This window comes from Streptomyces sp. NPDC020898 (assembly GCF_044333925.1).
Lineage (GTDB): Bacteria > Actinomycetota > Actinomycetes > Streptomycetales > Streptomycetaceae > Streptomyces.
The window spans coordinates 21815-33490 of sequence record NZ_JBIRRV010000026.1; the positions used below are offsets into that span (position 1 = coordinate 21815).

Genomic DNA, 11676 nt, shown 5'->3' on the forward strand with positions numbered 1-11676 from the left:
GGGGTTCATCTCGACTGGGCAACAGGGCGGACGTTCAGTGAACCGGCTTGCTGCGTACGGCATTTGACAGATTGAGATCCACGGGGACAAGCCCACAGACCCGACCGAACAGACAGAAGCACCCCCCCACACCGGGATGAGTACCCGTACTCATGTCTGAGCGCGCCCCCCGGTCCACCGTGGAGAACACCACCGACGCACCACCCACGCACGACCCACGCACCGACCCGAAGGGCCCCGCGATGCCGAACGCCTCCCGCCCGCGCCACCTCCCGCGACTGCGGCGGATCCTCGCGCTCGCCACGGACAACTGGCCTGCCCGGGGCTATCTGGCCGTCTTCGCAGCCTCAGTCGCGGCCATGCTCCTCTTCCCGGACAGCGGCTTCGGCGGGAGCCCCGTGCTGTTCACGGCACCCCTCTCCTTCCTGAGCGTGGTCCTCCCCTTCGGTCCCGGCACCCAGGGCGGCGGGACGGTCGAGGCGCTGGCCGTCGGCTACTGGGTCGCGTGGCTGCTTCTCTGCGCCCTCGTGAACGCCGCCGTGATCGGTGCCCTCGCCGCGAGGTCGGGGACCGCCGCATCGCCCGGCGCGCCTGAGACCCTTCCGAGGGTCTCGGACTCCTCCGAGCAGAAGACAACGGTTACGGCGGATTCCGCACACCCCCGGCTGCGAGGGATTCAGGTTCTGCTGGCGCCCGCGGTCGACAACTGGCTCGCGCGCGGGTACCTCGCCGTGGTCGCGGCAGCGGTGGGATTCTTCCTGTACGCCGCGTACGTGTTGCCGGACCCGGGGTTCGCCGGGATCTGGCCGTTCATGGCCACGGCGCCGCTCAGCATCCTCGCCGTCCTCGTCTCGCTGGTGGTGTCACCCGAGTGGAACCCCGCGCTCGCCTGGCTGAGCCCGTTGGTCTTCTCCGCGGGTGCGGTCCCGGCAGGGCTGTTCAACGCCGTGCTCCTCGGCCGACTCGCACGCAGGCTGCGGGCCCCGGAACCGCGCCCAGCCGGTTGAGGGAGACGCCGGATCAGTCGGCCGGGTCCGGGGCATAACGGCTGTGAGCCCCCTCGCCGTCGTGGACGCGGCCGGCAATGGTTCGCGCGCACAGCAGGGACTCGGTACGCGTCGTGTCGACCTCCAGGTCGTAGACCACGCCCTCGTGAACCACATCCGCCTGCGCTGCGGCCATTCCCCGGACCCGGTCTCCCCGGGCGGCCTCGCGGCCTGCGGCGACGGCGCTCTCGCACCGGACGCCCACCCACAGCACGCCCAGCTCACCCACGTCGCCGAGCGCCTTGCGCCACCGCTGCTGGGACGCGGCTCCGCCGAGGAAGACGTCGTCGATGACGACGCGGGCGCCCGCCCGGACCATCGCCACGACGCCTTCCCGCCAGGCCGCCTCCAGCGCCAGGAAGTCCGCCCCGACACTCACCCGACCGTCCGCCGCGATCTCGATCCCCGCGTCCGACGCCTGCATCCTCGCGGGCAGGGCGTCGACGAACGAGTCGCACCCGAACGCCAGCCACGCATCCGGCAGTTCGGCTTGCAGACACCGTACGATCTCGGACTTCCCCGCGCTGGAGCCACCGTTGAGAATGATCATCTGGGCCTGAGGGTGAGGGTGAGGCTGAATCTGGATGACGGGGATCGGCATCGCGCCAGACTATTTGGCTGACCGCGGGTCGTGCGCGGGGTTTGTCGGTGAGGGCGACTGCGGCTGGTTGTGGCGTGCTGTGACGATCCAGGCTCGCGAGTCGAAGTACACGCCGCCGTCGGTGTGGTGGGCGTCGAGCATGGTGCGTAGCCGCGTGCGGGCCTGCTCGGCCGGCGTGGCGTCGAGGCCGGCGAGCAGGTCCTTGACCTCCCACAGGCGGAGCACGGCATCGAGGGCGGTGGCGCTGTCCGGGCCGTAGTAGACGGGCTCGTGTACGTCGGTGAAGCTGACGTCCGTGAAGCCGGCCGCCGCCAGGATGCCTTCCGTGACGGTCGGGTCGGCGAGCGAGAACGGGTCCGGAGCGAGGGGCGCGGCCGGTGCGGCCGGGGCGTCCGTGAGGGTTCGGCGGATCGCGGTGGCCCACTCGTTGCGGTCGCGCTCCTGCCAGACCAGCAGCACCAGGCGCGCCCCGGGGCGCAGAGCGCGCCCGATGTTGGTGAACGCGGCGACCGGGTCGGCGAAGAACATCGTTCCGAACCTGCTGATGCAGAGGTCGAAACGCGGCGGTGGAAAGCGGTGAACCTGGGCGTCCGCCTGCTGGTAGGTGACGTTGGTCAGTCCCTCGTCGGCGCTGAGCCGGCGGGCCCGTTCAAGCATCGGGGCGGAGAGGTCGACGCCCACCGCGCTTCCGTCGACGGCGGCCCGGGCGGCTTCGCGGGTGGTCCGGCCTGTCCCACAGCCGATGTCGAGCACACGGTCGCGAGAGCCGACGCGGGCAGCGGCACGGAAGAGCTCGTTGTGCAGGTGCAGTTCAGCGTCGTAGTCGAAAAGGTCGGTCGGGTCTGTCGGGTCTGTCGGGTCGGACATCACCTTCACCTGCCGTTTCCGGTGTGCTGGAGCAGAGCCGGGACGAACACGTCCCACAGCGGCCTCGGCAGGTCGTGCCCGGCGCCTTCCAGGACCAGCAGCGTCGCGCCGGGAATCGCGTCGCGCAGCGCGTGTCCGTGGGGGAGCGGGAACACCGGGTCGTGGTCGCCGTGCACCACCAGGGTCGGCGCCTTGATGGAGGCGAAGTCGCGGGACGACCCGTCGAAGGACATCGAGTAGTGGTTGACGAGGGTGGCCGCGATGTCGCGGGTGCGGGCCACGTCCCGCTCGACCAGTGTGCGGGTGGCGGTCTCGTCGAAGTAGGGCGAGCCACCCGCGTACGCCTTCGCCGAGGCGACCACGAAGTCCACCACCGCGCCGGTATCGGTGGGGTCCGGGTCGGCGGGGGTGGAGCCGGTGAGCTCGTCCGACGGCGACGGGAGTCCGTCCTCGCCCGTGGAGGTGGAGACGAACGTCAGTGACTCCACCCGGTCGGAGTGGTCGACCCCGAGGATGAGCCCGATTCCGCCGGACATGGACCGGCAGACGATGTGTGCGCGCTCCACGTCCAGGGCGTCCAGGATGCCGAGTGCGTCCCCGGCCCAGTCGGTGTACGTGTAGCCAGGCCGCCCCGGCGGGTAGCTGGTGGATCTGCCGGTGTCCCGGTTGTCGTAACGGATCACGAACCGGCCGCCGCGCGCGATCTGTTCGCACAGCTCGGCTTCCCACCAGAGCATCGACGCGGCCGCACCGTCGATGAGCAGGATCGCCGGGTGCGCGGGGTTCCCGAAGGTCTCGACGCACAGCTCGACGTCGACGACGCCGGTCTCGGTCTTGATCTCGACGAGCTTCTCGCCGTGCGAAAGGTGATCGGTCATGAACACCACGCTAGACCCGGCAAGCCATCGCCAAAAGCGATGGTTTCCGCGGCACGGGCGATCGAGATCGCCGTGGAAGCCGCCGGCAGGATCGCCGAGCACAGGTGACCGCAGGTGACCCGATCAGGTACGCGCGGCGATCCTGCCGGCGGCTTCCGGCGGCGTTGTTCCCGCTCAGTCCCAGTCCGGCGCGGGCTGGTCGACCTGGCCGCCCTGGTGCGGTGACGGGATGTAGTCCTCGGCTCCGCCGGGGAGGGCTGTCACGCACGCTGACGAGCACGCATTGACCAACAGAGGCAGGACGTCGGTGGCCACGCGCAATGAGATCCAGGCCTGGTGGAGCCCGCCCTTCTCCACCGGCCGGTCGCAGACGCTGCACGTACGGACGGCTGTCGCTCCCCAGCGGCCGGGGTCCAGGTCGGTCGGATCGAGCAGCTCGGGTTCCGCGAGGGAGTCCCGAGGCGGCTGAAGCCGGGGGAACTGCGGACGCAGTTTGTAGTTGCCGAACAACAACCGTGTGCTGACCGTGCTGCGGACCAGCCGGGAGCATCTGGTGATCTCGTACGGGAACCAGTGCAGGCGGCTCGACGTGTAGGGCGTGAACTCCTCCAGGCCTGTCATGGCACCGATCTCGGGCGGGATGCGGACCAGGTTGCTGCCGTAGAGCATGAAGTGCTTGACCGCCGTCAGCTTGGAGATGGACGGCGGCAGAGTGACGATCTGCCGCCGTTCCTGCGGGCTGAGTTCGGCCAGCGGACGGAACTCCTCCCGGCCGTCGGAGGCTGCCTCGTCGACCAGCGCGAGCAGATGCTGCCAGCCCGCAGAGGAGGTGTCCTGAAGCTCGGTGTGGAAATCAACGCGGGCGGACGGACGCACGTGGTGCTGATCGAAGCACGAGCAGCTGTCCCGGTAGGGTCGCGGTCCCTGGAGGTCCGTGTTCGACGGGTCGACCCAGTGGTTCTCGAACAGCTTCGGCTTTTCCTTGTCCCCCATGGCGCCAAGATACGGATCCTGACCGCATCGTTCCCCACCAGGGTTACGGGACCCCGGAGTTGCTGTCATGAGCCGTCGATCAGTTTCTGCACGTCGGCCGGCAGCTCGGTGCCGGAGTAGGCGGCGACGAAGATGACGTCGTCGTGCGTGCCCCCGACGGCGAGGGCCACCTTCGGGGAGATTCCGGTCACCTCGTATGCCGTCAGTGTCGTACCCGACTCCTCGACTTCGTCCTGACCGCCGGTGTCGTCGCAGGGCGGCAGGATGGCGTCGCCGAGCTGCTCGCCGATCGTGAACTTCACGTTGGCGACGTCCTGGTACGTGCGGCCCTCGTACAGGATCTGGTAGGCGCAGGACGCCGACCCCTCGTCGGCGACACCGCCACCGCTGCCTGATGTGCATGCGGCTGACGCCATGGCGGCTGCCAGCAGGGTGCCTGTGAGTCGTTCGGCCCAGTTCATCGACGTCCTCCTGGTGAATGCGGCGAGGTACGAGGACGCGTCTTCTGCCGAGCGTCCCGGCCTTTCTCATGAGCACCGACGGAGCGGAGGACGTTTTCGTTCGTGCGGCTGTTGATGTGTGATGGGCCGGTCAGATGTAGTCGAAGAACCGGGTCCACCAGGTTGCCGGATGGTCCGGGTTGCGAAACTCGTTCAACGGGGTGACGCCGTCGTACGGGCGATGCAGAAAGTGTTCCGGGACGGTCGTGAATCCGAGTTCCGACAGCGCGCTCTCGACTCTCCGCCGGTCCGTCTCCGTCAGGTCTCCCTGGGTCACGGCGTCGTCCAGGGACTGGTGGATCCCGGGGCTGGGCAGGGTGATGACGGCGAGGTCCGCGTAGGTGCTGAGCCGGATACCGATGTGCACTCCGGCCTCGGTGGCTTCGGCGGGGACGCCCACCAGAGCGTGAAAACTGGCGTCCTGGACATGACGGTCGACGGTGCAGGGGTGGGAGAACTCCTTCTCCAGCCGGGCGTGGAGTTCGGTCAGGAGTCTCCTGGCGCGAGGATGGTCGAAGCCGTCGGGGAATTCCAGATGATCGGGCCCCGGCCGACGGTCGGCCTGCTCCAGCGTGCGCAGGATGCGCTGATCGCGGTCTTCTTCGGAGATGTGCGGCATTTCGCTTTCGCCTTCGTTTCGCTATCGCCTTGAGGGGGTCTGCTGTTGATACGGGTGGCGCCACGGCGCCGCTGAGCGTCCTCGCCCGTCGGCTGCCGGGGTAGCTGGGGAGGGGAGTGTTCGCGGTACTTCGGCTGTGCCACCTTGAGCGCATGCCCGTAGAGATCGCGCCGCCGGTCAGCGCCCGAGAACGGACTCAGCGAATGGTCGTTCGTGCGTTGGCGTGGCTGCGGGCCGCGCAGTTCGCCCTCTGGCTCTGGTTGCCCGTACTGGACGGTCCTGGACGTTATCCGCCGCAGGTCTTCACCTGCTACGTGCTGGCGGCTCTCTGGTCGGTCCTGTTCTTCGGCGTGGGAATCCGGCGGCACGCCCTGACGCCACGCTGGGTGGCCGCCGACGTGGTGCTCGCGGTCGGGTACGCGGTGGTGGTGAGCCGGGCCTATCCGGCCGCCGAGGCCGCGTCGATCACGAACTGGGTGATTCCTCCGCTGTGCGGGGTGGCCGTCACCGCCGCGATCTACGCGGGCCGTTTCAGGGTGGCGGCCGTAGGAGTGGTCGTCGCCGCCTGGTTGTGGGGGGCGTGGCCCGCGACCCGGACCCCCAGCGTCCAGGAACTGTTCTCCAACGCCGCGATGATGGCCCTGTTCGCCGGAGTGGCGGGAGTCACCGGCACGCTCCTGATCCGGGCCGCACGGGAGGCGGACGAGGCGGCGGACCGCGCCGTCGACGCAGAGCGCAAGGAGGCCGCCGCCACGGCACGCGACGCCGAACGCACCCGCCAGTTCACGCAGTTGCACGACACCGTCCTCCACACCCTCGAAGGCATCGCCCGGGGCAGGTTCGACAACGACCCGGAAGGGACACGAAGCCGTTGCGCGCTGGATGCCGAGTTCCTCCGCGGGCTGGTCACCAGCGGTACGGACGGTGTGCCCGCCGAACTCGGGGCAGCCCTGTCCCGGATGGTCCGCGATCATCCGGACCGGCAGACGCTGAAGCGGGTGAACACGGCCTTCGACAGGCTGCCCCCGGATCTTCCCCCCGGCGTCGTGGAGGCGCTGACCGGCGCGGCACGGGAGGCACTCAACAACGTTGCCCAGCACGCGCGTACGGACCAGGCATGGCTGACGGCCTCCGCCGAAGGGGACCACGGGGTGCGGGTCACCGTCGTGGACCGGGGCGCGGGCTTCGATCCCGGCACCAAGTCCATGCGACTGGGCGTGAATCACTCGATCCTCAAGCGTGTCGCCGATGCGGGCGGGCGGGCCGCGATCACCAGCGCGCCCGGCGAGGGAACCATCGTGGAGATGACATGGAATCCGTGATCGGCATCGGTGCCGTCGACGACGACCAGATGTTCATGCAGGGAATGGCCGCCTGGATCGACGGCACCAGCGACCTGCGGCTGGCGACCACCGCCGCGTCGGTCGAGGAGTATCTGGCGGTGGCACCGGAGCCGGGGATCGTCACCCTCGACCTCCATCTGCACAACGGGACCGACCCGGCGGCCAACGTCGCGGCGCTGGTGGGTGCCGGGCACCAGGTCGTCGTCGTCACCGTCATCCGCGATCAGGCCTACATCACCGCGACCACCGAGGCCGGCGCAGCCGCGTACCTCACCAAGAACAACAACCTGGACGCTCTCGCCGAGGTCGTCCGGGCTCTGCACCGGGGCGACGTGCCCACCACGCCCGAGCACGCCTTCTGGCTGTCCCGGGACGACCGGCCGACCCGTCCGCGTCTCTCGCCACGGGAGTCCGAGGTTCTGCGCGCGGTCGGTGAGGGGATGCTGCACGAGACGATCGGACGCCGGCTGGGCATCGGCGCGAGCACCGTGCGGTCGCATCTGAAGTCGGTACGCGCCAAGTACGCCGCCGTCGGACGGGACATCAAGCACCCGGCCCACTACCGGGACCGTGTCCGCGAGGACGACCTGAGCCGTGAGCGGCTCGACCCGAACTCGTGACAGCATCGAACCGATAACGGAACCGATATCGGCTCCCGCGTATGTTCCTGCAGAAGACCTGTGGGGGCAGCTTCCTAGGCATTACGGTCCAGGCACCGTATATGTCATAAGGAGGCCCCATGTTGGCCGAAGCACTGGCAGCCCTGGCCGCGGCTGGCGGCGGAGCGATCGTGCAGGCAGCGGGCAGCGACGCCTGGGAGGGCCTACGGAGACGGACGGCCCAACTTCTGGGCCGTGAGCCGCAGACGCAGCAAGCCGTCCTCGAACGCCTGGACCACACCCGCACCGCCCTGGAACAGGCCGCCGAGAACACCACGGACCCGCAGACCACCGGGACGCTGGAACAGGCGATCGCGCGACAGGAGATCGTCTGGCAGACCCGTCTCGAAGACTTCCTCGAAAGCCTCGACGACACCGAACGCCAGGAAGCGACCGCCCAACTACAGGCTCTCCTGGTCTGGGCAGCCGCGCAGAGCGCACAGAACGGGACCGACACCACCGCGGGTACGGTCATCATGAACGCGACCGTCAGCGGTAACGGCCGCTCGTACCAGGCCGGTCAGAGCATGACCGTTCACGAGAAGTGACAGCGGTCCCCCCGCTCGACGACGCTCCGCATCCCGACGACAACCGGCCTGACCCGGCGCCCGAAACAGGCATCGGACAGATGATCTTCAACGCCGAGGCACACGACAACGCCACGGTCTATCAGGCCGCCAACATGACGGTGACGGTCCACGAGGCGCCGGAGCAGGTCAGTCCGTTCCACCTGGAATTACGGGACGCGGCTGCCAGGCTCGCCGACTCGGTGGGTGGCGCGACGAACGCGGAGTCGAGGCGCCGGCGACTGAGCGATCCCTTCGCGCTCGGGGTGTGCTGGCATACCGCCGAGGAAGGGGGAACCGGCCGAAGACCCGGTCCTGGCCATCACCCCGGGCGGAACCCGGCAGGCCTCCCCGACGACCGACTCGACAACAACGGACTCGACGGCCGACTTGATGACCTCGGCAGGGTCTACGAGCGGGTGGCCTCGAAGCGACTGGTGGTGCTGGGCAAGCCCGGCTCGGGCAAGTCCGTCCTTGCCATGCACTTCGTCCTCAACCGGCTGAAGGGCCGCGGCAACACCGGCCCGGTACCGGTCGTATTCAGACTGGGGCTGTGGGATCCCAGCAAGGAGGGCCTGCGGAACTGGCTCCTCGCCCAGCTTTTGTTCGAGGTTCCGTTCCTCGGCGCCCCCATCTCGGGCGGGTCGAGTCTGGCCGCGGTCCTCTTCGACGGCGGATGGATCCTGCCCGTCCTGGACGGTCTCGACGAGATCGTCCCCGAGCAGCGACACCAGGCCCTGCGCGAACTGAACGCCACCGGCATGCCGTTGCTGCTCACCAGCCAACCCGGTCAGTACAACGCCGCGGTCGCCGCGGTCGGCGCGCTCACCAACGCCGCGGTCATCGTCCTGGACGACCTCACCCTCGACGACCTGGCCGGCTATCTGCCCCCGACCGGCCCGGGGCCGGCATCCGGTAAGTGGGAACCGGTCCTGGCCCGCCTGCGGGAACAGCCGACGCAACGGCAGTGCGAGGTGGTGCGTACGGGGATATCCACCCCGCTCATGGCCGGTCTCGCCCGAGCCGTCTACACCGACACCCCCGACCGAGATCCCGCCGAACTCCTCGATCCGGCCCGGTTCCCCACCGCCGACGCCGTCGAGGCCCATCTCCTGAACGAGTTCGTGCCCACCGTGTACGACCGTCGGCCTCCCAACCCCGGCAACGCCGTCCGGCCGGAACCGACATGGCAGGGCAGGCGCGAGGACGCCGAGCGCTGGCTCGGTTATCTCGCACAGCACCAGCACGGACCGGACTTCGCCTGGTGGATGCTGGGCAACACCATTCCCCGGTACCAACGCGCCCTGGTGATCGGCGTGTTGGGAGCGGGCATGTGCGCACCGGTCGGCTGGCTGCTCTTCGGACCGGCGGGGGCGCTCGTCTGCGCGCTGGCGCTCGGGCTGATCGGCGGCCTGGTCGGCTGGTCCGAGGGACCCCGACCGGAACGTATGGAAGTGCGGATCACCGGCAGGGCACGGCAGGTCCTGCTGCATATCGCGATCAACCTCATGGGCGGGCTGACCGTCGGGCTGCTGGGCTGGCCTGCCGTCAGGCTCTGTGGGTGGTTCGCGTTGCCCGTCGCGGGCGCGGTCGGCAACGCGATCGGGAGTGCGCTGTCCAGCCGGGCCCGAGGTCTCGACACCAGGGCCCAACTACACGAGATCAAGGTCGGGACCATGGGCGGGGCCGCGGGCGGGTTCGCGGTAGGGCTCGTGGGCTGGTTGACGGACCTGCCGACCGGCAGCTACACGGACTGGGTGGTGCTGGGACTCACGGTCGGGCTCGCCTTCGGCCTCGGCGCGGGGCTGATCGCCCGCATGAAGATCGAAACCGTGGTCAGGCCGTCCGACCTGCTGGTGGCGAACCGCAACTACGCGATCTTCCAGACGCTCACCGTCACGATCGCCTACGGGATCGTGGCCGGAGTCCTGGCCGGACCCCGATACCTCGTGGCCGGACCCGTGATCGGCCTGGCCTTCGGCTTCGGCGCACACGCCTGGGGCCGGTGGCTGCTCCTCGCCCGGATCCTGCTGCCCCTGAGAGGACACCTGCCCTGGCCCGTCTGGGCCTTCCTCACCGACGCACACGAACGCGAGGTCCTTCGCCAGGCAGGCGCCGCCTACCAGTTCCGCCACGCCCGCCTCCAGGAATCCCTCGCGGCACGCCACGCGGAACGCGGCCGGGATCGCACATGACCGGGCTTGGGGAACATCGGTACAGCGGTTGGCGCTGCGCGGGAGAACTACGCGTGCTGTTCGGTGCCGTTCTCTGATCCCGTTGAGCAGTTCGGGACGGGGATCGGGGAGGTGGGCGGGTGCCAGGTGAGGATCCAGCCGGCGGTAAGCGCTGCCGCGCCGCCTGCCAGGGCGATCGCGCCGCCTGTTCCGATGCCTGCGGCCACCGTGCCGAAGCAGACCGGCCCGACGCCTTGCAGCGTCATGCTGCCGGAGCCGAGCAGACCGAAGGCCTGGCCCTGGCCATCCTGCGGCAGGGCGTCCAGGAACGGCCGTTGCAGGCCGAGACCGTAGGCGAATCCGAAGCCGCAGAGCAGCAGCAGACAGGACGAGACGCCCACTCCGGGCTCGGCGGCGAAGCCGAGCAGCGGCAGTCCCATCAGCGCGATCAACGGGACCACCAGTCGCTCCCGGGTGGGTGGTAGGAGGAGTCGGCCCACCAGCAGGTCACCGACGAGCATGCCGACCGGCAGACAGCCCATCAGCACCGCGTACCAGCCGGGCGCGAAGTGGCGTCCTCCGGCGTAGGCGACGAGCAGGCCTTCCGCGCCCGCTACGAACGCGACCGGTAGCCACTGGGCCACCATCAGCCGTCGCACCGTGCGTCCGCGCAGCAGCAGGCCGGCCCCGCGCAGGCTTGCCCGGACGGCCCCGCCGTCGCCCCGAGCGCTGCCGGGTGTGCCGCCGAACTCTCCCGGCTGCAGCCGGGGTAGCCGGATGCGGACAGCGAGCGCGCAGCCGAGGTAGAGGGCGGCGCTTACTGCGAGCGCCCGGTGCGGGCCGAGTACCGCGACGGCCGCACCTCCCAGTGCCAGACCGAGCAATTGCGCGCCGGAGGCAGCGATGTTGTTCAGTGAACGGCCCAGTACATAGGCGTCGCCCTCCAGCGACTGCGCGACCAGCCGACTCGACGCCCCGTGAAACACCGGTGTGGCGAGGGCGACCAGCGCCACGACACCAAGGCTTGCCACGATCGGCATCCGCACCAGGGCGAGCAGCAGGGCGGCGGCGCACGTCAAGGCGTAGCCGCCGGTGATGAGCGCGCGGGGCGGCAGTCGGTCGGCCAGTGAGCCCAGCAGCAGCGAGCCGAACAGCTGCGGGATGAAGCCGATGCCGAAGGCCAGTGCGCTCAGCAGCGCGGAGCCGGTGGCCGAGAAGACCAGCACCGAGAACGTGGTGATCCGCAACGCGTCCGCAGTGATCGCGACGGTGCGGGTTGAGAAGAGCAGCCGGAATCGTGGCTCGGCCAGTACCTCCCGGTAGGTGGCACGGTGGTTGACCTGCGCGGGTTCGGCGGTTGGGGTCATGATGCGCAGCCTCGCCGTGCGCCCACACCACTCACCAATGATTCGTCGCTGGACGAATCGGAA

At 69.5% G+C, this 11676-nt stretch carries 12 protein-coding genes; 5 read left to right on the forward strand and 7 right to left on the reverse strand.

The window, feature by feature from the left end; genetic code table 11:
* Positions 1-152 precede the first annotated feature (152 nt).
* On the forward strand, positions 153-1007 hold the full coding sequence (locus ACH4TV_RS43590) for an SCO4225 family membrane protein (protein WP_398406976.1): 855 nt from the start codon (positions 153-155) through the stop codon (positions 1005-1007).
* Between the two features lie 13 nt (positions 1008-1020).
* On the opposite strand, the gene cpt is transcribed toward ACH4TV_RS43590, so the two are convergent.
* The 6 genes from cpt to ACH4TV_RS43620 form a co-directional block, all read right to left on the reverse strand.
* Entirely contained in the window at positions 1021-1596 is a 576-nt protein-coding gene (cpt, locus tag ACH4TV_RS43595; RefSeq protein ID WP_398406978.1) for a chloramphenicol phosphotransferase CPT, read from the reverse strand.
* 60 nt (positions 1597-1656) lie between these two features.
* Positions 1657-2514 carry a class I SAM-dependent methyltransferase gene (locus ACH4TV_RS43600; protein WP_398406979.1) on the reverse strand — a complete coding sequence of 286 codons (858 nt, stop codon included), beginning with the start codon at positions 2512-2514 and terminating at the stop codon, positions 1657-1659.
* A gap of 5 nt (positions 2515-2519) precedes the next feature.
* Complete coding sequence (locus tag ACH4TV_RS43605) at positions 2520-3392, reverse strand: alpha/beta fold hydrolase (protein WP_398406980.1); 873 nt, start codon at positions 3390-3392, stop codon at positions 2520-2522.
* Between the two features lie 174 nt (positions 3393-3566).
* Positions 3567-4385, reverse strand: coding sequence for a leucine-rich repeat domain-containing protein (locus ACH4TV_RS43610; RefSeq protein ID WP_398406981.1), 819 nt, complete (start codon positions 4383-4385; stop codon positions 3567-3569).
* Between the two features lie 65 nt (positions 4386-4450).
* On the reverse strand, positions 4451-4846 hold the full coding sequence (locus ACH4TV_RS43615) for a DUF6281 family protein (RefSeq protein WP_398406982.1): 396 nt from the start codon (positions 4844-4846) through the stop codon (positions 4451-4453).
* 130 nt (positions 4847-4976) lie between these two features.
* A complete protein-coding gene (locus tag ACH4TV_RS43620; RefSeq protein WP_398406983.1) occupies positions 4977-5504 on the reverse strand; it encodes a hypothetical protein in 528 nt (175 codons plus the stop codon).
* Between the two features lie 203 nt (positions 5505-5707).
* Here ACH4TV_RS43620 and ACH4TV_RS43625 point away from each other — a divergent pair, with 203 nt between their 5' ends.
* The 4 genes from ACH4TV_RS43625 (at position 5708) to ACH4TV_RS43640 (ending at position 10267) form a co-directional block, all read left to right on the forward strand.
* Positions 5708-6826, forward strand: coding sequence for a sensor histidine kinase (locus ACH4TV_RS43625; protein WP_398406984.1), 1119 nt, complete (start codon positions 5708-5710; stop codon positions 6824-6826).
* Entirely contained in the window at positions 6814-7467 is a 654-nt protein-coding gene (locus ACH4TV_RS43630; protein ID WP_398406985.1) for a LuxR C-terminal-related transcriptional regulator, read from the forward strand. The genes ACH4TV_RS43625 and ACH4TV_RS43630 overlap by 13 nt, the downstream gene beginning before the upstream one ends.
* 119 nt (positions 7468-7586) lie before the next feature.
* Positions 7587-8054, forward strand: coding sequence for a hypothetical protein (locus ACH4TV_RS43635; protein ID WP_398406986.1), 468 nt, complete (start codon positions 7587-7589; stop codon positions 8052-8054).
* A complete protein-coding gene (locus ACH4TV_RS43640) occupies positions 8051-10267 on the forward strand; it encodes an NACHT domain-containing protein (RefSeq protein WP_398406987.1) in 2217 nt (738 codons plus the stop codon). Before ACH4TV_RS43635 ends, ACH4TV_RS43640 begins: the two co-directional genes overlap by 4 nt.
* 47 nt (positions 10268-10314) lie before the next feature.
* Here the strand turns inward: ACH4TV_RS43640 and ACH4TV_RS43645 are convergent, their stop codons facing one another.
* The gene (locus ACH4TV_RS43645; protein ID WP_398406988.1) at positions 10315-11613 is read right to left on the reverse strand and encodes an MFS transporter; all 1299 of its coding nucleotides are present in this window, start codon (positions 11611-11613) and stop codon (positions 10315-10317) included.
* Positions 11614-11676: the final 63 nt, after the last annotated feature.

Bases quoted from the DNA above. Each gene is read 5' to 3' on its own strand.
- ACH4TV_RS43590 (WP_398406976.1), top strand. From the start codon at position 153: ATGTCTGAGCGCGCCCCCCGGTCCACCGTGGAGAACACCACCGACGCA.
- ACH4TV_RS43610 (WP_398406981.1), bottom strand. From the start codon at position 4,385: ATGGGGGACAAGGAAAAGCCGAAGCTGTTCGAGAACCACTGGGTCGAC.
- ACH4TV_RS43630 (WP_398406985.1), top strand. From the start codon at position 6,814: ATGGAATCCGTGATCGGCATCGGTGCCGTCGACGACGACCAGATGTTC.
- ACH4TV_RS43615 (WP_398406982.1), bottom strand. From the start codon at position 4,846: ATGAACTGGGCCGAACGACTCACAGGCACCCTGCTGGCAGCCGCCATG.
- ACH4TV_RS43620 (WP_398406983.1), bottom strand. From the start codon at position 5,504: ATGCCGCACATCTCCGAAGAAGACCGCGATCAGCGCATCCTGCGCACG.
- ACH4TV_RS43645 (WP_398406988.1), bottom strand. From the start codon at position 11,613: ATGACCCCAACCGCCGAACCCGCGCAGGTCAACCACCGTGCCACCTAC.
- ACH4TV_RS43605 (WP_398406980.1), bottom strand. From the start codon at position 3,392: ATGACCGATCACCTTTCGCACGGCGAGAAGCTCGTCGAGATCAAGACC.
- ACH4TV_RS43635 (WP_398406986.1), top strand. From the start codon at position 7,587: ATGTTGGCCGAAGCACTGGCAGCCCTGGCCGCGGCTGGCGGCGGAGCG.
- ACH4TV_RS43600 (WP_398406979.1), bottom strand. From the start codon at position 2,514: ATGTCCGACCCGACAGACCCGACAGACCCGACCGACCTTTTCGACTAC.
- ACH4TV_RS43625 (WP_398406984.1), top strand. From the start codon at position 5,708: ATGGTCGTTCGTGCGTTGGCGTGGCTGCGGGCCGCGCAGTTCGCCCTC.
- cpt (WP_398406978.1), bottom strand. From the start codon at position 1,596: ATGATCATTCTCAACGGTGGCTCCAGCGCGGGGAAGTCCGAGATCGTA.